The organism is Petrotoga sp. Shatin.DS.tank11.9.2.9.3, from assembly GCF_003665005.1.
GTDB classification, from domain to species: Bacteria; Thermotogota; Thermotogae; order Petrotogales; family Petrotogaceae; genus Petrotoga; species Petrotoga mobilis.
The window spans coordinates 341,431-360,798 of sequence record NZ_JGVT01000005.1; the positions used below are offsets into that span (position 1 = coordinate 341,431).

The following is a 19,368-nucleotide window of genomic DNA, read 5'->3' on the forward strand; positions in this document are numbered from 1 at the left end:
CTCCATTATTTGCACTTTTACCGTTGTTAAAAATTCTAAAAACTTGTTTAATAGCGCCCCTTCGCCCCGCTCCCCACCCTTCTAAGGAATGGGCCTGCAGCCCTCTACTAAAGTTCAAACCTTTCATAAATTTCATTTATATTTTTTAGATAATAATCAGGTGAGAATATATCTTCAAATGCTTCTTTATCTGATAATTTTGCCTTTACTCTATTATCTTCCAATAAAATTGCTTTAAAATCACGCCTTTCATTCCAAGCTTTCATCGCGTTTTCTTGAACTATTTTATAAGCTTCCTCTCTACTTACCCCTAATTCAACTAACTTCAGCAATACCCGTTGAGAATAAATTAAATTATACGATTTTTCTATGTTTTCTTTCATTCTATCTTTGTGAACCACTAAGTTTTCAACTAAGTAATTTGCTTTATTCAACATATAGTAAGTAAGCATGGTTGCATCCGGTATAAACACCCTTTCTACAGACGAATGAGAAATATCTCTTTCGTGCCATAAGGAGATATTCTCATAAGCAGAAGATAGATAAGATCTTAGCATTCTTGACATCCCGGTCAACCTTTCGCACAATATGGGGTTTTTCTTATGTGGCATCGCTGAAGAGCCCCGTTGCTCTTTTTTAAAAGGTTCTTCTACTTCCAGGACCTCTGTTTTTTGAAGGTGCCTGATTTCTATGGCAAGTCTTTCTATACTGCTTCCTATCATAGCTAAAACACTGAAAAATTCAGCGTGAAGATCCCTTGGTAAAACTTGAGTAGATACTTTACAAGGTCTGAGATTGAGTTTTTTCAAAGCGATTTCCTCTACTTTTGGTTCTATGTTAGCATAATTTCCAACCGCCCCGCTGAGTTTTCCTTGGGAAATGTTATCTATAGCCTTTTCTAATCTTTCTTTGTTTCTTTCTTCTTCCGCAACAAATCCTAAAATTTTTAATCCAAAAGATGTTGGCTCAGCGTGTACCCCATGGGTTCTTCCAACTATAATAGTATACTTATGATCCACAGCTAATTTTTTGAGGTTAGCTATGTATTGAGTTAGCTCATCAAGAATAATCTCTTCTGCTCTTTTTATAGCTAAGGATAAAGCTGTATCGACAACATCTGATGATGTTAAACCCTTGTGAAAGTATCTTGCCTCATCTCCCATGTCTTCAGTTACCACTTTTATAAAGGCTATCACGTCATGATCCACTATTTTTTCTGTGTCTAATATTTTTTGAACGTCTAATTTTGCTTTTTGTCGAATGTTTTGGGATGTGCCTTTGGGAGCAAGGTTAAGTTCTTCAAAGGCTTCTATTACAGCTATTTCTACTTCAAGCCATCTTTTATACTGGGCATCTAAAGTCCAAATGTCTTTAATTGGAGAAAGAGAGTACCTTTCAATCAACATCCACACCCCTTTGTGAATTAAGTTCTTTTGACCTTATAGTTGCTTCTTTTACTGCGTCCATAAGGATACCTCGTAAACCATGAGATTCTAAAACTTCTATTCCTTTAATTGCTGTGCCTCCTGGGGAAGTAACCATATCTTTCAACTCTCCAGGATGTTTTCCCGTTTCTAAAACCATCCTTGCAGCGCCAAGTAATGTTCTTGCGGCAAATTCAGTGGAAAGCTCTCTAGGTAAACCCATCAGGACACCGCCGTCGGATAAAGCCTCTATCATCATATAGACATATGCTGGTCCGCTCCCGCTTAAAGCCGTTATCGCATCCATTATATCCTCTTCAACCAAATATACCTTTCCAACGCTTTCCAAAATCTCCTTAACCCTTTTCAAGTCATTTTCGTCAACGTTCTTCTTTTTGCTAATAGCAATAACACCTTCACCTACTAAAATAGGGGTGTTGGGCATAGCTCTTATTATCTTTGATGAAGTTGGTAAAGCTTTATCCAAATGGCGCAGACTTACTCCTGCAGCTATTGATATAACTATCTTGTTTTCACAAGAAGAACTTATTTCTTCCAATACTTTGTCTATTACTTGTGGTTTCACAGCTAAAAGAACGATGTCGGATTCTTTCACCGCTTTTGCGTTATCCGAGATAGTTTTTATGTCGGAGTAATTAGAATTTTTTTCAGAATCGTATTCAAAGAGATCTGTTCCGATTATTTGTTCTCTTTTAAGTGTTTTTGTTTGGATTAGACCTTTTACTAAAGTGCTCCCCATTTTTCCCAATCCTATTACACACAGTTTTTCATTCATACTATCTAACCTGCCCGTTTCCCAAGATAATATATTTGGTGGTCGTTAACTCGTTGATTCCAATCGGTCCTCGAACATGTAATTTTTGTGTACTTATTCCCATTTCTGCACCAAAACCGAACTCTTCACCATCGGTAAATCTCGTAGAAGCATTGACATAAACCGCAGCAGAGTCTATTTCGTTTAGAAATTTTTGAGCGATCGTATAATTTTCGGTTATAATGGCTTCAGAATGTTTTGTGCTGTACTTGTTTATATGGTTTATCGCTTCTTCAGTGCTATCAACAATTTTTACTGCCATTATGTAATCTAAATATTCAGTTGACCAGTCTTCTTCTTGTGCCGCTTTCATTTGAGGTATTATTTTCAAGGTTTTTTCACAACCTCTTAATTCTACTTTCTTTTCAAAGAGTGTATATATTTTTGGTAGAAACTCTTCCGCTATATCTTTGTGAACCAACAATTTTTCTGCGGCGTTACATACTGATGGTCTGCTTATTTTAGCGTTTTCAACGATTTTTAGTGCCTTTTCGAGATCTGCTTGTCTATCAACATAAACGTGACAGTTTCCAGCCCCCGTTTGTATAACAGGGATCATAGAATTTTCAACGGTATTTTTAATTAAAGATGGTCCGCCTCGAGGTATCAAAACATCGATGTATTCGTACAGTTTCATCAATTCATCAACGGCTTTCCTATCTGTAATCTCAATGAACTGCACTATATCCTTTGAGAAACCAGCTCTTTCAATAGCTTGGTGGATAATTTTTACTAAGGCATTGTTAGAATGAATCGCTTCAGAACCACCTCTTAATACCACACAATTACCAGATTTTATACATAAAGCAGCTGCATCTACTGTTACATTTGGTCTGCTTTCATATATAATGGCGATTACCCCTAAAGGAACTACCATCTTTCCAATCATCAAGCCGTTTGGTCTTTTCCACATCTGAGAGATGTTGCCCACACTACTTTGAAGTTGTGCGACTTTTTGGACACCTTCAGCCATTTTGGTGATTCTTTCCTGGTTCAGTAACAATCTATCTAAAAGACTGCTTGACATCCCAGTGTTTTTAGCCGATTCGACATCCTTTTGGTTTTCTGATATTATATAGTTTTTATTGGCCATTAGCTCTTCCGAAATATAGTTAAGAATTCTGATCTTATCTGTTTCGGAAGAGGAGCTAAATTTTCTTGAAGTATCTTTAGCCTTTTTTGCCTTATTTAAGACATATTCCTGTAAATTCACTATTATACCCTCCCTCTGTCGATCTTTTCCCCGTTCTTTTTTCTATGTTTTTTAATTATATCATAACTTTTTGAATGTGAAAGTAAAGGCAAATCTCACCTTTTTTATATAATTATATTATTTCATGAAATAGTTCTTTTACTTTTGCCTTTAATTCCTTTAATAAGTTTTCTCCTTGGCTCGTAATAGAGTAGTATATTCTTTTTTTACCTTCTACTATTTCAATTCTTTTACTCAGAAGATTTTCTTTCTCCATCTTGTGTAATAAAGGATACAAAGTACCTGGGCTAATATTGTATCCATGCCTTTTTAATTCATAAATCATCCAGCTTCCATAGATTGGAGCTTTTTGTGAATGGTGCAATATATGTATTTGAATCAAACCATTCAAGATTTTATTCAAATATTTATTCTTTTCAATATAATCTTTTGATTCTTTTATGATTATTTCCCCCTTTCTTTTTAATTTAGAGGGTTGCCAAGCTTAGATTTAAGCAGAAAAAGAGTGAAAACGGCTGCACTTTCTACTATCATGGAAAAGACAACCAAACTCACGATTGCGCGATCGTACAAGATTCCCATAACTGCACTACCTATGAACCAAAAAAGGCCAAAGATAGCGTTAAAAAAACCATATGCTGTTCCTCTTTTCTCAGGGGTGACGATATCGGCTACTACAGATTTTAAAATGGATTCCTGGGCACCCATTCCGATTCCCCACAAAATAACACCTAAAATCACTAACAGTGAAGATTCAGATAAAAATGAAAAGGGTGAAAAGAATATTGAGAGGCTGGAGGCAATTATAAGACTTGTAACTCCGACTTTATCGTAAAGGAAGCCGAAGATCAATGCAGAAATAGCATCCACGCCCATAGCTATCGCATACATAAAAGGTATCATAGTTGAATTGAAAATATCAATTCTTTGAAAATGGAACGCCAACAAAGGGAAATCCGCAAAACCTGCAGCAATCAGGGAAATGGCTACTAAATACAACCAGTACGATTTTGATATTCCCTCAAAGTTGATTTTCTCCTCTTTCACTTCAAACTTCTCGGGTTGTGGAAAGTTCAATCTACTAATCAACAACAAGATTAAAGTAATCAATGCAGGTATCAATAATATTGCAAATGCGAATCGGTAATTTGCTAACTCATCCCCCGACTTGAATAATAGAATCAAACTTAAAATAACAGGTCCTGAGACAGCTCCAATTTGATCAAGGACCTCTGCTATGGCAAATCCTTTACCACTTCCCACATTTCGTGCTGCATAAGACATAAGGGTATCTTTCGAAGGCTTTCTTATAGCTTTTCCTGTTCTTTCCATAATTATTAGCATGGCTGCTATTTCCCATCTTCCGGCAAGAGCCAATAAAGGAACAGCAAATAGATCCATTCCATAACCTAAAAATGTGAAAAGCCAATATCTATGAGTTTTATCGCTTAAATAACCCGTTAACAACCTTAAACCATAACCTATGAACTCACCTAAACCTGAAATGATTCCCACCGCTGTAGCACTTGCTCCTAATAAACCTAAATAAGGACCGATTAAACTTCTTGCTCCTTCATGTGTGATGTCTGCGAATAAACTCACAATTCCCATAGCAACTATAAAACCAATAGCTGTTTTTTTCGTTTTAGAACACCTTCCTTTGCTTATTTTTTAAAGATATCTTGGCGAAGTATCCCATACTCATCGAAGCTACTTTTCATTGTGAATAATATCGTTAAGGTTACAGAAAGAGAAACCGATGTTAAAATAGCTACATATATGGCAATTTGGTATTTTATAGCTGTTTGTGGAGATGCACCTCCCAAAATCTGACCTGTCATCATTCCAGGCAGATACACGATTCCAACTGTAGCCATACTTGCTATGGTTGGTCTAAGGGCAGATATTAATGCGTTCCTTAAATATGGAAGTGTGGCTTCATAAACGGTAGCCCCATTTCCCAAAGCAAAAAAATATCGTTGTTTATTTCTTTCTATATCTTTATAAAAATTACTAATTCCAATAATATCTCCTGTTAAAGCGTTACCTAAGAGCATTCCACCTAGGACAACGAAATATCTTGCGGTGAAAATATCATCCAATCTTAAAATTATAAAATCGAAGTAAAAAAGTACTATAAAATTAGAAATTGCAAGGGCAAAAAATACTGGCCAGATGAACCTTTTGAAATTTAAACCGCTGCTACCAATAACTCGAAATACAGCAAAAGAAATCATAAAAAATAACCAGCCTATATTCAACCATGTATAATCAAATTGGAAAAGATATACTAAAATTAAAGACATGATGAAAAGCTGAATGCTCATTCTGAATGTTGAAATTAAAGTATCTCGGGTAATTTTTAAATTAAAAATATAACTCAAGATAATGGGGAAAAATATTAACAAATACGCCATTGCAAGTGAAAATAAAGAAATATCAGTTGTAGGTTCCATTATTATTCCCTCCCATTTCTATTATATTCAAACCTTCTTTATTTAACCATTCCTGATCATGAGATATTGCAATCAAAGTCCACTCTTTTTTTGATAGTAAATATTCTATGACTTTATTTTTCATTTCTCTATCCAGAGAAGAGGTAATCTCATCTAGTAAGTATAATTTTTTGTTTAAAAGTGTAAAAATAGATATCAAAACTCTTTGTTTTTCTCCACCTGAAAGAGATTGGAAGTCTTTATCTAAAATATTTGCTGGTAGTTCAAAAAAATCAAATAATTTTATTAATTTTGATTCTTCAAAAGGTACTTTGAGATTTATTTTATAATTCAATATAGTACGAATTATTTCTCTTACGGTTCCATCAGAAATATCTAATTCCTGCCCGATGTACACAGCATCTCTTCTTAAATCCCATACATTTTTACCATTCAACTCTTCATTTTTGTATAGTAATTGTCCTTCATCTGGTTTAATGAATCCTAAAAGTAATCTAAAAATAGTGGTTTTTCCAATTCCGGATTTTCCAAAGATAAGAGTTTTACTCCCTTCTTGAACCTTGAGATTAAAATTTCTTAGAACGTACTTATCTTGGAATTTTTTTGAAACATTTTTAAATTCGATCAAAATTATTCCCTCCTTATATCTAATGTCGATATCGGAAATCGATATTGTAATTATAACTCTTTTTTTCAAATTGTCAATAAAGATGTCAGTTTTTTCTATTGTTATGGTATAATTTTCTTTTGGAGGGATAACTATTGGTATTAATCAATTCACTGAAAAAATTGTTATGCCTTTGTACCTGATTACAATTAAAAGTAGTTCTTTATAAATTAGATAATAGTGTCTTAAAATAGCTTTAATAGATAAGTGCTTTGAGAGATTCAAAAAATGATAAAAAGAGGTGTGCAAGGTGATTGAAGAGGAAATTTCAAATAGCATCATGCTGGATATTGTACAACCTTCTATCACCTTTCCAGAGATTAAGTTGGAAAAAGGTAATTCGTTAGGTTTATATACCAGTGAGACTGAATTAATGACATCGTATTTCTTTAAATTAATTTCTGAACCTGAAAAGTACGCAAAGGAAGTTAAAATAAATGGATTTCTTGCAAATGGTATGAATTGGGTGGGAAGATCTTTTACTCATATAGTGGTTCCTCAAATTTGGAAAGATAGCATATACAACATACTTAAAAACAAACCTAAAAGGCGTCATTTGATATTTATAGGAGCAAAAAAGTGTGATATTAATTACGACGAGCTTTCTGACATTTCAACGATCATTTCTTATTATAGAAAGGATTGCAGTATATTAGTGATAAGTGATTCTTTTGAACTATTGCAAGCTACCACAGACAGAGTAGTTAATATGTTGGGAGAACCTATCATATCTGGATCAAAAGATTATTTCAAATGATAATTCAGAAAAAAGTACTTTTCAAAGCTAAAATTTTTAAAATTTAGGAGGATTTTGATGGCTTTAACAATAGACAGAGATGAAATCATAGGTACTTTAAAAAGAGAAATACAAGAAATAACAGATATGCAGGAATTTCAAAATCTAAAATCTAAATATTTAGGTAAGAAAGGTTTAATCAAGTCTCTAATGAACAGTCTTAAAGATATCGATGATGTAGAATTAAAAAAAGAGTATGGTAAAAGTGTAAATGAACTAAAAGAAGAATTAGAAACCCTTTTTGATGAGAAGTTAAGTGAGTTGAAAGAAAAAGAAAGAGAAGAAAAGGAGAAAAAAAACTGGGTTGATATTACGATTCCTGGGGCTCGTAGAAAGATAGGAAAAGAGAATTTGATCACAAAAACAAGGAAAGAAATAGAAGAAATATTCATTGGAATGGGTTTTTCGGTAGCTGAAGGTCCAGAAATTGAAAATTCTTGGTACAATTTTGACGCACTTAATACTCCTGAATGGCATCCTGCCAGAGAAATGCAGGATACTTTTTATTTGTCTTTGGACAAAGAAAAGCTTTTAAGGACGCATACTTCTCCCGTTCAAGTGAGAACTATGTTGAAAAGTAAGCCCCCCTTGGCTATAATATCCCCGGGAAGGGTATACAGAAAAGATGAATTAGACGCCACTCATTCCCCGGTTTTTCATCAGGTAGAAGGGCTCTATGTTGATAGAAATGTTTCCGTTTCCCATTTAAAAATGTATCTTGAAGTTTTTGCTCAAAAATTTTTTGGAAATAAAGTTTCGGTCTTGTTGCGTCCGAGCTATTTCCCTTTTACCGAACCAAGTTTTGAGGTAGATATCAGTTGTATCTTTTGTGGAGGAAAAGGGTGTAATGTTTGTAAAAATACCGGATGGATAGAAATATTGGGAGCCGGTTTAGTTCATCCAAACGTTTTTCAAAGCGTTAATTACGATCCAAAAACATGGCAAGGCTTTGCTTTTGGAATGGGGATTGAAAGAGTAGCGATGTTGAAATATAACATTCCAGATATGAGAGAATTATACAAAAACGACATTAGGTTTATAGAAAATTCATAATCAATTATCCGTCATTGGCAAGCAAAATTTTAGAGGGAGGTAACGATGAAAGTATCTTTAAATTGGCTTGAAGATTATATAAAAGTCACAAAAAATATCGAAGAATTAGTAAAAGAAATAAAACTCCACTCGGTAGATGTAGAAGGTTTTGAAAAAGCGGGGAATAATCTTAATAATATAACAGTTGGAGAGATTATGGAAATAACCCCACTTGAAAATGCTGATAATTTAGTAGTTTGTAAGATAGACGTAGGGAAAGATATCAAAAATATAGTCACCGGGGATCTTACAGTTAAGATTAGAGAAAAAGTTCCAGTTGCACTTCCTGGGGCAACTTTAGCAAACAATATAAAAATAGAAGAACGAGAATTCAAGGGAGTTATCTCTGAGGGAATGATGTGTTCTTTGAAGGAATTAGGTATATCTGGGGATGCGGATAAAATTTACAGAATAGTGGATGACGTTCCGAATGGAACGGATTTTGTAAAATTTTTTGATCTTTATGACCAAATTTTGGAATTAGATATACTTCCCAATAGGCCTGATTTACTGTCTTACTTAGGTGTTGCCAAAGAGTTAGAAACAATAGATTGTGGTGTGGGATTTAATTTACCTGACTATATAAAAATTAGTAAGGGTGAGGGGTTTCCGGTAAGAATAGAATATGAAAAATGTAATCGATATATGGCAACAGTTGTAAAAGATATAAAAGTTGGTCCATCCCCAATGTGGCTGGTTAAAAGGTTAGGAAGGTCAGGAATAAGAAGTATAAATAATATTGTAGACATAACAAACTATGTAATGTTAGAGACAGGTCACCCCATCCATGCATTCGATTTAGATCTTATAGGTGACCAAATAGTAGTTAGAAAAGCTAAAAAAGGCGAAAAAATCTTGCTTTTGGATGGTAAAGAGTACACCATGGAAGGGGAAGAAACACTTATAACCGATGGTGACAACATAATTGCACTTGGTGGCATAATGGGGGGAGAATTAAGCGGCATCAATGAAAATACGAAAGATATCTTATTAGAAGTTGCCCATTTCGATCCTGTCAATATAAGAAAGTCCTCTACTTACCATAAGATAACCTCTGATTCTTCGTATCGTTTTGAAAGAGGAGTTGATCCAAACGATAGTGAGATGGTTATGGGGAGATTGATTAAATTGATTAACGAATTGGCAGGAGGAAAGGTAGAAGGAGCTACAACGGATATATATCCTAAGCCTATAGAAAATAAAGAAATATTGATTAAAAAAAGTTTTATAAACGATAGGTTGGGGAAAGACTTAGCAGAAAAAGAAATTGAACAAATATTAAAAAAATTAGATTTCTCTTTCACAATAGTGGAAAAAAGTTCGCAGCAGAAGGCAATGGAAGATGTAGTCAAGATGATTGATTTACCTTGGGATATAATAGATGAAGAATGGAACGTTTCTATTCCCACAAAAAGGCCAGATATTACCCAAGATATTGATCTCGTTGAAGAGGTTGGTAGAGTTTACGGTTACTCAAAAATTCAGCCTGCTTTCCCAAATCTAAATGGATTGATAGGAAGTAAGAGAGATTTTGTTTCTTTTAAAGAGAAAGTAGCGAATATTATGTTGGCTAACGGTTATCATGAGGCAAAGACCTTTCCGTTGAACAATGGCAACAGAATGTGGATGGAAAACGAATTGGAGTTAAGATTGATTAATCCTATCTCCTCAGAATTAGAATACATGTCATCCAAATTGATATATGGTTTGTTAGATTCAGTTTCTTTTAATTATAGAAACCAAACAAAAGATATAAAAATGTTCGAAATTGATAAAGTTTTCCAAGCAGATAAAGACAGTGAAACAGGTGCAAAGGAATTTACTAACCTTGCCTTTGTGGCAACTGGAAGAGAAAATAATGATGATTTCACGGATAAGAGAGAGGTTACATTTTATTCTGTAAAAGGTGTTTTAGAAAACTTATTGAATGAATTCCATATAAAAATAGAATACGTAAGAAGTGATCAACCTGGTTTTTTGAAAGCTCAAAGTGCTCGTCTATTTATCAACAACGAAGAAATTGGTTTTTTAGGTCTACTTGATCCGGTGATAGCCGATAATTATTACGAAATAAAAGACCCTATATATATCTGTGAGATAAATTTGGATAAAATATTTGAAGGTAAGAAAGAAATAAAAAGGGAATTCAGAAAAGTAGATTTTCCTGCTATCAAAAGAGAGTATTCTATGATTGTTCCTATAAACATCGAATTTAAAGAGATTCAAGAAATAATAATAAGTGTGGCAGATATCGTAGAAGATTTTAAAATTTTTGATGTTTACAGAGGAAAAAATATAGAAGAAGATAAAACAAGTATTACCGTTTCAATAGTTTATAGATCAGAAAATAAAACTTTGACAGAAGAAGAAGTCAATCAAGTCGAAAGATCTATTTTAGAAAGTTTGAACAATAAAGGGATCAAACTTCGAGAATCCTAGGCATACCATACACATAGACAAAGAAAGGAGAAAGAGATGCAAAGAAATGTCACGAGTTACTTAATAATGTTGAATGTTTTGATATTTATAATGATGTTTTTATTTGGTGGTTTTAGCGCTTTTTCTAACCCACGTATATACATACTTTTTGGTGCACAATTGGGTAATTTAATCACAGCCGGAGAATGGTTCAGATTGATTACATCAATGTTTGTTCATGGTGGGTTATTTCACATATTTTTCAATATGATCGCTTTATTTTACGTGGGTAACATAGTTGAAAGGGCTTATGGAAAAGAAAGATTTATCTCAATATACATGTTATCAGGTATTTTTGGTAATCTTTTAACCCACTTATTTTTACCTAGTGCAATCTCTGTAGGAGCATCAGGTGCGATATTCGGATTGATAGGACTACTTTTTGGGGCGGGATTTAGGCACGATACCCCAACTATATTGAGACCTGTAACAGGGACCGCTTTACTCCCAATTATCTTAATAAACGTGATCTGGGGATTCTTACCAGGTGCTAATATAAACAATTTTGCACATTTAGGAGGATTAGGAATAGGTTTTACCTTTGGTTGGTTAACACCTATAAGGTACACAAAGAGGAGTTACCAAGGGTGGAGAACGCTTTCTTACTTGTCTTACGGATTAATTATTGCAAGTTTTGTTTTACTTTTGATATTCGATTTTAGATACTACATATTTTAATTAAAACTCTTTTTTGAGGTGATGTATTTGACCATAGATGATTTGGTTGGTAAAAATGTCATAGAAGAAAGTATCAAAAAGATTTATGAAAAGGATAAAGAAATAAATTCAGTTTTGAGAATAGAAAAGGTAGAAGGGAATAAAGATGGCGACTATTTTGGCATACCTTTTTTGGTCAAGGATAACATTTTAGTTGAAGGAACTAAAACAACAAACGGTTCTAAAATCCTTGAAAATTATAATTCTCCTTATACCGCAACTGCCGTTGAAAGGCTTTTAAAAGCAGGTTTTACAGTGGTAGGGAAAACTAATATGGACGAGTTTGCCATGGGTAATACCAACGAACATTCAGCCTTTGGAGCTGTAAGAAATCCTAAGGATTTGGCACGAGTCCCGGGGGGTAGTAGTGGAGGTTCAGCTGCAGCTGTAGCAGCAGGGTACGTTCCATTTTCTCTAGGATCCGATACCGGAGGCTCAGTAAGACAACCTGCCGCTTTTTGTGGTGTTGTTGGATTTAAGCCGTCATACGGTATGATATCACGATACGGTTTAACCGCTTTTTCATCTTCATTGGATCAAATAGGTGTTTTTGCAAATAATGTTAAGGACGTTAGAACTGTTACAGAAATTATGAAAGGAAAAGATCCCAAGGATTCAACCACGTTGGAGCACAATAAAGATCTGGTAAAAGATGTAGATATAGATTTATCCAAAACCAAAATTTGCATTCCAAAGGTTGTTTACCATGAAAATGCAGATAATAATGTAATAAAACAATTTGAAAGGGCTATTAACTTTTTGAGAAGCAAAGGAGCAATAGTTGACGTAAAAGACATACCGGAACTTGAATATTCAGTAGCAATTTATTATATAATAGCCCCTGCTGAAGCTTCATCCAATCTTTCAAGATACGATGGTGTCAAATATGGGTTGAGGAACGATGCCTTAGGTTTGAATAGAATGTATAAATCTACTAGAGAAGTTGGTTTTGGTATGGAAGTAAAAAGAAGAATAATGATGGGAACTTTTAATCTATCTTCTCTTTATTACGATCAATATTACTCAAAAGCCTCAAAAGTAAGAAAATTGTTGAGTGACAAAATAAAGGAAGTTTTAAACGATTATAATTTGATAATGACCCCCACATCTCCTGTTCTCCCACCAAAGATAGGGGAAAAGTTAAAACCTTTAGATTATTATTTAATGGATATTTTTACAATCCCTGCGAATTTAAATGGATCACCTGCCATAAGTATTCCTTTTGGTGATGTCCAAGGGTTACCTTTTGGTATACAATTCATTGGTCGATATATGAAGGATGAGGAATTATTAACTATAGCAGACAATTTCTTTAAAGAGACCTCCAGGGAGTTGAAAAATTATGTATAAAACCATTATAGGATTAGAAATACACGTCCAATTACTAACAAAATCCAAAGCCTTTTGTTCATGTAGTACAGAGCATTATGAAGCTGAGCCGAATATTAATATTTGTCCAGTATGTACAGGCCAACCTGGAACGTTGCCGGTATTAAACGAGGAAGCGCTTAAACTTGCGATAAAAGCTGGATTAATATTAAATGGACGTATAAATAAGTTTTCTAGGTTCGATAGAAAGAATTATTTTTACCCCGATTTGCCAAAGGGTTATCAAATTACGCAGTATTTTCATCCCATAGTAAGTGGAGGATACATAGACGTTGAAGGCAAAAAGATAAGAATAAGAAGGATGCATATGGAAGAAGATACGGCTAAGATGCTTCATGAAGGGGATCAGATTTCCTATGCTCAAGAAAGTTTAATCGATTTTAATAGGGCAGGCATACCTCTTTTAGAAATTGTAACCGAGCCGGATATAGAGACTCCTAAACAGGCAAGGATATTTATGGAGAAATTAAGAAATTTGCTTAGATACGCTGATATTTCAACGGGTGATATGGAAAAAGGAGCTTTGAGATGTGATGCAAATATTTCTATTCTCAACCAAAAAAACGAAGAAATAAGTAAAAGGGTAGAGATTAAGAATATAAACTCATTCAAATTTGTAGAAAAAGCGTTAGAATATGAAAGAGATAGGATTATTAATAATTTAGAAGAAGGTAGGGAGTTAATACAAGAAACGAGAGGGTGGGATGCCAACAAAAAAGAGACATTTTCGATGAGAACAAAAGAAGAAGAGATGGACTACAGATATTTTCCTGAACCAGATCTCCCCATCCTAATTTTGAACGATGAACTTATTGAAACAGTAAAAAAACTCATTCCTGAAATGCCAGAAGAGAAGACTAAAAGGTTTGTTGCACAGTACAACATACCTGAATATGACGCACAAATTCTCTCTTCAGACAAAGAGTTAGCTGATTATTATGAAAGATGCGTAGAATTGACTAAGGATGCCAAATTTGTTAGTAATTTTATCTTAACTGAGTTATTAAGAGAGATGAAAGAAAATGAGGATAGTATCGAAAATGTAAAAATTAAACCCGAGCATTTTGCGGAATTAAAAATGCTTTTAGATACAAATACAATTTCAACAAAGATCGCTAAAGATATTTTTCCCCAGATGTATAGAACAGGTGATAGCCCCAAACTGATCGTTGAAAAGAAAGGCTTAAAACAAATAGAAAATGAAGATGAGTTAAGAAAAATAATTGAAAATGTTTTAAAAGAAAATCCCGATAGTGTTGAAAAGTATAAGAATGGTAAAAAGAAACTTTTGGGATTTTTTGTTGGCGAAGTTATGAAGCAAACAAAGGGCAAAGCTAACCCTCAAAAAACGAACGAAATACTCAATGAATTACTTGAAGATAATTGAAAATCATCACGAGGTGATGATCCTTGAGAAAATTGTATTTTATCGGATTTTTTATGTTTATTTCAACAATACTTTTATCTTATGTAGGGTACACTCCCTTCGGTCCAGAGATAGAAAATAAAGGTGCGACCTTTACACTGTCTACATCGTCTTTTGAAGATTTTGGATTAGAGATCGGTTATTCCGATTACCACTCTTTATATATAGAAAATAAACTCTTCAACAGGACGATAAAACTGAAAACTGGAGAGTCTTTTTTTAATGTGTTTGTGAATGTACCAGTATACAACAGTGAATTTGGTGTAGGATATGAGTACAAACTTGAAAATAATTTTTTAGGAGTTTTGACAGTAAAAAATTTTCAAAGAGTTGAGGTTAAAAATGTCGACCACGATATATATAACTTCACTCAAGCTAAGTTCAATGCCCCTTCATATGCTATAGGAAATTTATTTCTTTTTAACAATAAAAATATAAATCTATTTGAAGTAAAAGCTCGAATATATAGGCCTATAGAAATACCAATTAGTTTAGGTTATTCAAATGGTTTCTATTTAAATGTTCCTCTCGTTAACCTAGACAGCTACTATGTAGATACAATCGACGTAGGAGCAGCGTTAATACAACAAAAATGGTACCCAAATATTGGATTTTCAGTTCCAATGAATATATTCGATCAGCAGTTGCATCTTGGTACAAGAATAGCTTTTGGTCAAGATTTTTTTTACGAATTTTATATTTATAATGAAAATCTTAAGTTGCCTCTACTTTTTTCGTTCAACGAAAAAGGAGGAGGTTTGTTTTTTGAATTCTAATTATATTGCATTATATTTACACATACCTTTTTGTGTGAGGAGATGCCTTTATTGTGACTATGTATCTACAACCGATTTATCCTTAAAAGAAGAATATTTTAACGCATTATACAAAGAAATCGCTTTGAAAGGTAAAAAATTAAAAGATAGGAAGGTTAGAACGATTTATTTTGGAGGTGGAACCCCATCTTTTACTGAGGAAGAGTTTATTTTGCAAACCTTTCGTTCATTACAAGAAAATATGGATTTATCTGATTTAAAGGAATTCACGATAGAGGTAAATCCAGAAAGTGTTGATGAGAAAAAAGTGCAGTTTTACAAAGAAATAGGGATTAACAGAATATCTATGGGGTTCCAGAGTACTTCTGATAAGATATTAAAAACCGTGGGAAGAGCCCATGATTTTAATAAAGGCTTAGAATCTTATAAACTTTTGGCATCTTTTTATGATAATATAAATGTGGATTTTATTCTTGGATTACCTTATGAAAATTTTGAAACGGTTAATAGTAATTTAGAGTTTATAGAAAAGATGAAACCCTCTCATATTTCTTATTATTTATTGGATTCTTCACACGATACTCCTTTAAAACATTTTCTTGAAACCAAGGAAATGAAACTTCCGGATGAAGACTTTGTATATGAACTTCTTGATTATATCTATGATCAATTGGAAAAATTAGAATATAACAGATATGAAATTTCAAGTTGGTCTCTACCCAACAAAGAATGTATGCACAATAAATTTTATTGGTATAACCTAGATTATGTAGGATTTGGGGTTTCCGCAGGAGGGCATATCAACAACGAAAGATATGTCAATACTTCAGATGTTAAAGCATATATTACAAAATTAAATAATGAGGAACTTCCATACGACACAAAAAATGTGAACGATGAGTTTACCGAATTGATAGAAACCCTTTTTTTGTCTTTGAGACTAACAAGGGGAATAACCTATGATTCTTTGGTACAAAGGTTCCCCAAAAATTTGGTTGACAATGTCTTAAATCAGTTAAAAAAGAATTTGGAAGAGTATATATCTATTGATGATTCTATTAAATTAACTACAAAAGGCTTGAATTTTTCAAGGTATGTTTTTGAGAATTTGTTAGAGGTATCTCCAACTTAAGGGAGGCTTATTTTTGGGTAAAAAGGACGAAGTTGAAAATTATTTGAAGAATAAAAATTTTAATGATCCCAACTTATTCAAAGAAAGGAAAGATTGGGACAGATATTTTATGGAAGTAGCGGATTTGGTAAGTAAAAGGTCCACCTGTTTGCATAGAAAGGTTGGAGCCGTAATAGTTAAAGAAAAAAGGATCTTAGCGACTGGTTACAATCAACCGCCATCTGGTTTTCCCCATTGCGATGATATAGGCTGCATAAGGGACGATTTGGGTATAAAAAGTGGAGAAAACCAAGAGATTTGTTATGGCCTTCATGCAGAACAAAATGCCTTGATGCAAGCTGCTAAATTTGGGATTAGTACTGATAACGCATCAATTTATATCACACATCAACCTTGTTCCGTATGTGCCAGGTTGATAATAAACGCTGGAATAAAAAAGGTTTATTATAGAGAAGGCTATCCGGATAGTCTAACACAATTGTTTTTTGATACGTGTAACATACAATCAAAAATTGTCGAATGATCAAAATAAATATCAAAATGGAAAGGTGGGATAAAATGCCTGTAGAGAGATACTTTAAATATTTAAGAAAAGACAGAATGACTCACGTCTGGTGCCCAGGATGTGGTAATGGAATAATAATGAAAAATTTTGTGGAAGCGGTCGATAATTTAGGTTTAGATAAAAATAAGGTGGCAGTTGTATCGGGTATAGGATGTTCTTCAAGAGTCACCGGGTACTTAGATTTTAACACTATGCACACGCTTCATGGAAGGGCTATTGCCTTTGCCACTGGGGTTAAATTAGCAAAGCCAGAGTTTAATGTGGTAGTAATGGGTGGAGATGGAGATATACTGGCAATAGGTGGAAATCATTTTATTCACGCTTGCCGTAGAAACATGGATCTAACAGTTATTATATTCAACAATTCTATTTATGGAATGACAGGCGGGCAATATTCACCTGAAACACCTGCCGGAACCTACGCTTCAACTTCTCCTTATGGGAATTTAGAAAACGAGTTTGATGCAGTTAATCTTGCTATAACTTCTGGTGCCACTTACGTCGCTAGATCAACCGTTTTCCATTACATGTTATCCGTTAAATACATAGAAAACGCCTTAAAGCATAAAGGTATGTCGGTTGTTGAAATAGTTACAAATTGTCATACTTATTATGGGAGATACAACAAAATGACGGAACCTACCCAAATGTTGCAATATTTTAAAGATAACTCCGTAATGCTAAGCAAAGCCAAAAATATGGATGAAAATGACTTGAAAGATAAGATTATAATAGGTGAATTTCTGAATGTTGAAAAAGAAGGGTACGTTGATAGGTATGAAAAATTAAGGAAAAAATTGGTTTCACAGGAGGTATCGCCGAAGTGAGTAGTTTAATTAGTACACCTAATTCGGTCAGATTCAGTGGAGAAGCCGGTCAAGGTAACATCTTAATGGGAATAATATTTGCAAAAGCACTGGTGAAAGAAGGATTTTGGGTTGTTCAATCCCAGCATTATGGTGCACAGGTAAGAGGAGGACTTTCTTATTGTGATGTGCTTTTTGATCAAGAACCTATAGATTATCCTGAAGCTAAAAATTTTGATATATTGTATTTGATGCATAATGTTGGTTTAAATCATATTGGAAATCTTAAAAGAAATGGCATTTTATTCTACGATGAAAAATTCGTTGAAAGTATACCTCAGTATGTAGAAAGAATCACCAAGAAAATAATCAAGGTTCCAGCTTCACAAATAGCAATAGAAGAATTCTCAAACAAAAATGTCGCAAATATGGTAGGATTAGGGGTTCTTTGCTCAGTAACTCAGATAATAAGTTTGGAAAGTCTTATAGAAGAAGTCAAATTGAACGTATCGAAAAATTATATAGAGATTGATGAAAAAGCCATCAAAATTGGCTATGATTTGTGCAAAAAAAGGTATCCGTTAGAATCAACTAAAATGTATAAAAAATTAGGGAAAGGTTATGAATAAAAATAATCAAAATAGAAGTCTAAAAAAAAGTTTTTCTTACGCATTGCAAGGGCTCATCGAAATTTATAAATCTCAAAGAAACTTTAGAATACAAAGTTTAATAGGACTGATAGTATTAATTGTTGCTATTTTTGCCAACTTAACTCAAGTAGAGTTTATACTTTTAATATTCACAGTCATGCTGGTGCTGATCATGGAAACAGTGAATACTGTAACAGAACAACTGTTGGATTTTCTTCATCCTTTTTATAGCTCTTCGGTAAAGATAATCAAAGATGTTTCTGCTGCATCGGTTTTTATAACTTCCATCTTCGCAGTTGCAATTGGAATAATTATCTTCGGTCATGCTTTTTTCAATCTGAACCCTAAATATGGTATAATTTTAGCAATAGTTTTTTTGCTTTTTTTGAATTTATGTGGCTTTATATATAAAAAAAGAGAAAAATAATGAGGAGGAAGATACTTGGATCAGATAAGGGTCTTAATAGTTGATGACTCTGCTTTCATGCGAATGGTTCTAAAAGACATTATAGATAAAGAACCTGACATGAAGGTAGTTGGATTGGCTAAAGATGGAGTTGAAGCTGTAGAAAAAGCTTTATCCTTAACACCAGACGTGATTACTTTAGATGTTGAAATGCCTAAAAAGAATGGACTCGATGCTTTAAGTGAGATAATGTTAAAATCTCCAACAAGGGTTATTATGGTGAGCAGTTTAACTTCAAAAGAGGCCTCTATTACGATAGAATGTTTAGAAAAGGGAGCTTTTGATTTCATTCAAAAACCGGCTGGGAGTACTTCTTGGACTATAAGAGACGTTCAGGATGAATTATTGAGAAAGATAAGAGAAAGTATGAATGTCTCAATAGAAAAATTGAAAAGTATTCATTTTGTCGAAACCAAAAAAGTAAAGAAAAGGTTCTCTTCCAAAAAGTGTGGGTAGAAAAAATGAAATATGAACAAATGA

The 19,368-nt window shown here is 33.6% G+C and carries 19 protein-coding genes and 1 pseudogene; 13 read left to right on the forward strand and 7 right to left on the reverse strand.

What is annotated here, in order from left to right; genetic code table 11:
- Positions 1-107: 107 nt before the first annotated feature.
- The 7 genes from purB to BZ25_RS06585 form a co-directional block, all read right to left on the reverse strand.
- Entirely contained in the window at positions 108-1,403 is a 1,296-nt protein-coding gene (purB, locus tag BZ25_RS06555) for an adenylosuccinate lyase (RefSeq protein WP_041534192.1), read from the reverse strand.
- Complete coding sequence (proC, locus tag BZ25_RS06560) at positions 1,396-2,220, reverse strand: pyrroline-5-carboxylate reductase (protein ID WP_012208071.1); 825 nt, start codon at positions 2,218-2,220, stop codon at positions 1,396-1,398. The genes purB and proC overlap by 8 nt, the downstream gene beginning before the upstream one ends.
- A 1-nt stretch (position 2,221) precedes the next feature.
- The gene (locus BZ25_RS06565) at positions 2,222-3,472 is read right to left on the reverse strand and encodes a glutamate-5-semialdehyde dehydrogenase (RefSeq protein WP_012208070.1); all 1,251 of its coding nucleotides are present in this window, start codon (positions 3,470-3,472) and stop codon (positions 2,222-2,224) included.
- 112 nt (positions 3,473-3,584) lie between these two features.
- Positions 3,585-3,875, reverse strand: a complete 291-nt coding sequence (locus tag BZ25_RS06570) for a PadR family transcriptional regulator (protein ID WP_233186693.1) — start codon at positions 3,873-3,875, stop codon at positions 3,585-3,587.
- Between the two features lie 59 nt (positions 3,876-3,934).
- On the reverse strand, positions 3,935-5,083 hold the full coding sequence (locus tag BZ25_RS06575; RefSeq protein WP_012208068.1) for an MFS transporter: 1,149 nt from the start codon (positions 5,081-5,083) through the stop codon (positions 3,935-3,937).
- A 53-nt stretch (positions 5,084-5,136) separates the two neighbouring features.
- Complete coding sequence (locus tag BZ25_RS06580; RefSeq protein WP_121514419.1) at positions 5,137-5,928, reverse strand: ABC transporter permease; 792 nt, start codon at positions 5,926-5,928, stop codon at positions 5,137-5,139.
- Positions 5,912-6,556, reverse strand: a complete 645-nt coding sequence (locus BZ25_RS06585) for an ATP-binding cassette domain-containing protein (RefSeq protein ID WP_012208066.1) — start codon at positions 6,554-6,556, stop codon at positions 5,912-5,914. Before BZ25_RS06585 ends, BZ25_RS06580 begins: the two co-directional genes overlap by 17 nt.
- Positions 6,557-6,845: 289 nt before the next feature.
- On the opposite strand from BZ25_RS06585, the gene BZ25_RS06590 reads away from it, so the two are divergent.
- The 13 genes and pseudogenes from BZ25_RS06590 to BZ25_RS06650 all read left to right on the forward strand — a co-directional run.
- Positions 6,846-7,352: a hypothetical protein gene (locus BZ25_RS06590; RefSeq protein WP_012208065.1), complete on the forward strand. Its 507-nt coding sequence runs from the start codon at positions 6,846-6,848 to the stop codon at positions 7,350-7,352.
- Positions 7,353-7,409: 57 nt separating this feature from the next.
- Positions 7,410-8,444, forward strand: coding sequence for a phenylalanine--tRNA ligase subunit alpha (locus tag BZ25_RS06595; protein WP_121514418.1), 1,035 nt, complete (start codon positions 7,410-7,412; stop codon positions 8,442-8,444).
- A 45-nt stretch (positions 8,445-8,489) separates the two neighbouring features.
- Positions 8,490-10,922: a phenylalanine--tRNA ligase subunit beta gene (pheT, locus tag BZ25_RS06600; RefSeq protein ID WP_121514417.1), complete on the forward strand. Its 2,433-nt coding sequence runs from the start codon at positions 8,490-8,492 to the stop codon at positions 10,920-10,922.
- 36 nt (positions 10,923-10,958) lie between these two features.
- Positions 10,959-11,639 (forward strand): rhomboid family intramembrane serine protease, encoded by a 681-nt coding sequence (locus BZ25_RS06605; protein WP_103065381.1) that lies wholly within the window; start codon positions 10,959-10,961, stop codon positions 11,637-11,639.
- Positions 11,640-11,660: 21 nt separating this feature from the next.
- A complete protein-coding gene (gatA, locus tag BZ25_RS06610; protein ID WP_121514416.1) occupies positions 11,661-13,028 on the forward strand; it encodes an Asp-tRNA(Asn)/Glu-tRNA(Gln) amidotransferase subunit GatA in 1,368 nt (455 codons plus the stop codon).
- Positions 13,018-14,454: an Asp-tRNA(Asn)/Glu-tRNA(Gln) amidotransferase subunit GatB gene (gatB, locus tag BZ25_RS06615; RefSeq protein ID WP_369973997.1), complete on the forward strand. Its 1,437-nt coding sequence runs from the start codon at positions 13,018-13,020 to the stop codon at positions 14,452-14,454. The genes gatA and gatB overlap by 11 nt, the downstream gene beginning before the upstream one ends.
- Positions 14,455-14,477: 23 nt before the next feature.
- Positions 14,478-15,269 carry a hypothetical protein gene (locus tag BZ25_RS06620; RefSeq protein ID WP_103065378.1) on the forward strand — a complete coding sequence of 264 codons (792 nt, stop codon included), beginning with the start codon at positions 14,478-14,480 and terminating at the stop codon, positions 15,267-15,269.
- Positions 15,259-16,401, forward strand: coding sequence for a radical SAM family heme chaperone HemW (gene hemW, locus BZ25_RS06625; RefSeq protein ID WP_158245424.1), 1,143 nt, complete (start codon positions 15,259-15,261; stop codon positions 16,399-16,401). The genes BZ25_RS06620 and hemW overlap by 11 nt, the downstream gene beginning before the upstream one ends.
- Before the next feature lie 13 nt (positions 16,402-16,414).
- Positions 16,415-16,924, forward strand: a complete 510-nt coding sequence (locus BZ25_RS06630; RefSeq protein ID WP_199171491.1) for a dCMP deaminase family protein — start codon at positions 16,415-16,417, stop codon at positions 16,922-16,924.
- A 35-nt stretch (positions 16,925-16,959) separates the two neighbouring features.
- Positions 16,960-17,793: a 2-oxoacid:ferredoxin oxidoreductase subunit beta gene (locus BZ25_RS06635; protein WP_103065376.1), complete on the forward strand. Its 834-nt coding sequence runs from the start codon at positions 16,960-16,962 to the stop codon at positions 17,791-17,793.
- On the forward strand, positions 17,790-18,401 hold the full coding sequence (locus BZ25_RS06640) for a 2-oxoacid:acceptor oxidoreductase family protein (protein ID WP_121514413.1): 612 nt from the start codon (positions 17,790-17,792) through the stop codon (positions 18,399-18,401). The genes BZ25_RS06635 and BZ25_RS06640 overlap by 4 nt, the downstream gene beginning before the upstream one ends.
- Complete coding sequence (locus BZ25_RS06645; protein ID WP_121514412.1) at positions 18,394-18,849, forward strand: diacylglycerol kinase; 456 nt, start codon at positions 18,394-18,396, stop codon at positions 18,847-18,849. Before BZ25_RS06640 ends, BZ25_RS06645 begins: the two co-directional genes overlap by 8 nt.
- Positions 18,850-18,864: 15 nt before the next feature.
- A pseudogene (locus BZ25_RS06650) lies at positions 18,865-19,263 on the forward strand (response regulator); the annotation flags it as partial.
- Positions 19,264-19,368 lie beyond the last annotated feature (105 nt).

Excerpts from the sequence above, each read along its gene's own strand:
- BZ25_RS06645 (WP_121514412.1), top strand. The coding sequence starts at position 18,394 with ATGAATAAAAATAATCAAAATAGAAGTCTAAAAAAAAGTTTTTCTTAC.
- gatA (WP_121514416.1), top strand. The coding sequence starts at position 11,661 with ATGTATTTGACCATAGATGATTTGGTTGGTAAAAATGTCATAGAAGAA.
- BZ25_RS06575 (WP_012208068.1), bottom strand. The coding sequence starts at position 5,083 with ATGGGAATTGTGAGTTTATTCGCAGACATCACACATGAAGGAGCAAGA.
- proC (WP_012208071.1), bottom strand. The coding sequence starts at position 2,220 with ATGAATGAAAAACTGTGTGTAATAGGATTGGGAAAAATGGGGAGCACT.
- BZ25_RS06595 (WP_121514418.1), top strand. The coding sequence starts at position 7,410 with ATGGCTTTAACAATAGACAGAGATGAAATCATAGGTACTTTAAAAAGA.
- pheT (WP_121514417.1), top strand. The coding sequence starts at position 8,490 with ATGAAAGTATCTTTAAATTGGCTTGAAGATTATATAAAAGTCACAAAA.
- BZ25_RS06635 (WP_103065376.1), top strand. The coding sequence starts at position 16,960 with ATGCCTGTAGAGAGATACTTTAAATATTTAAGAAAAGACAGAATGACT.
- BZ25_RS06605 (WP_103065381.1), top strand. The coding sequence starts at position 10,959 with ATGCAAAGAAATGTCACGAGTTACTTAATAATGTTGAATGTTTTGATA.
- BZ25_RS06580 (WP_121514419.1), bottom strand. The coding sequence starts at position 5,928 with ATGGAACCTACAACTGATATTTCTTTATTTTCACTTGCAATGGCGTAT.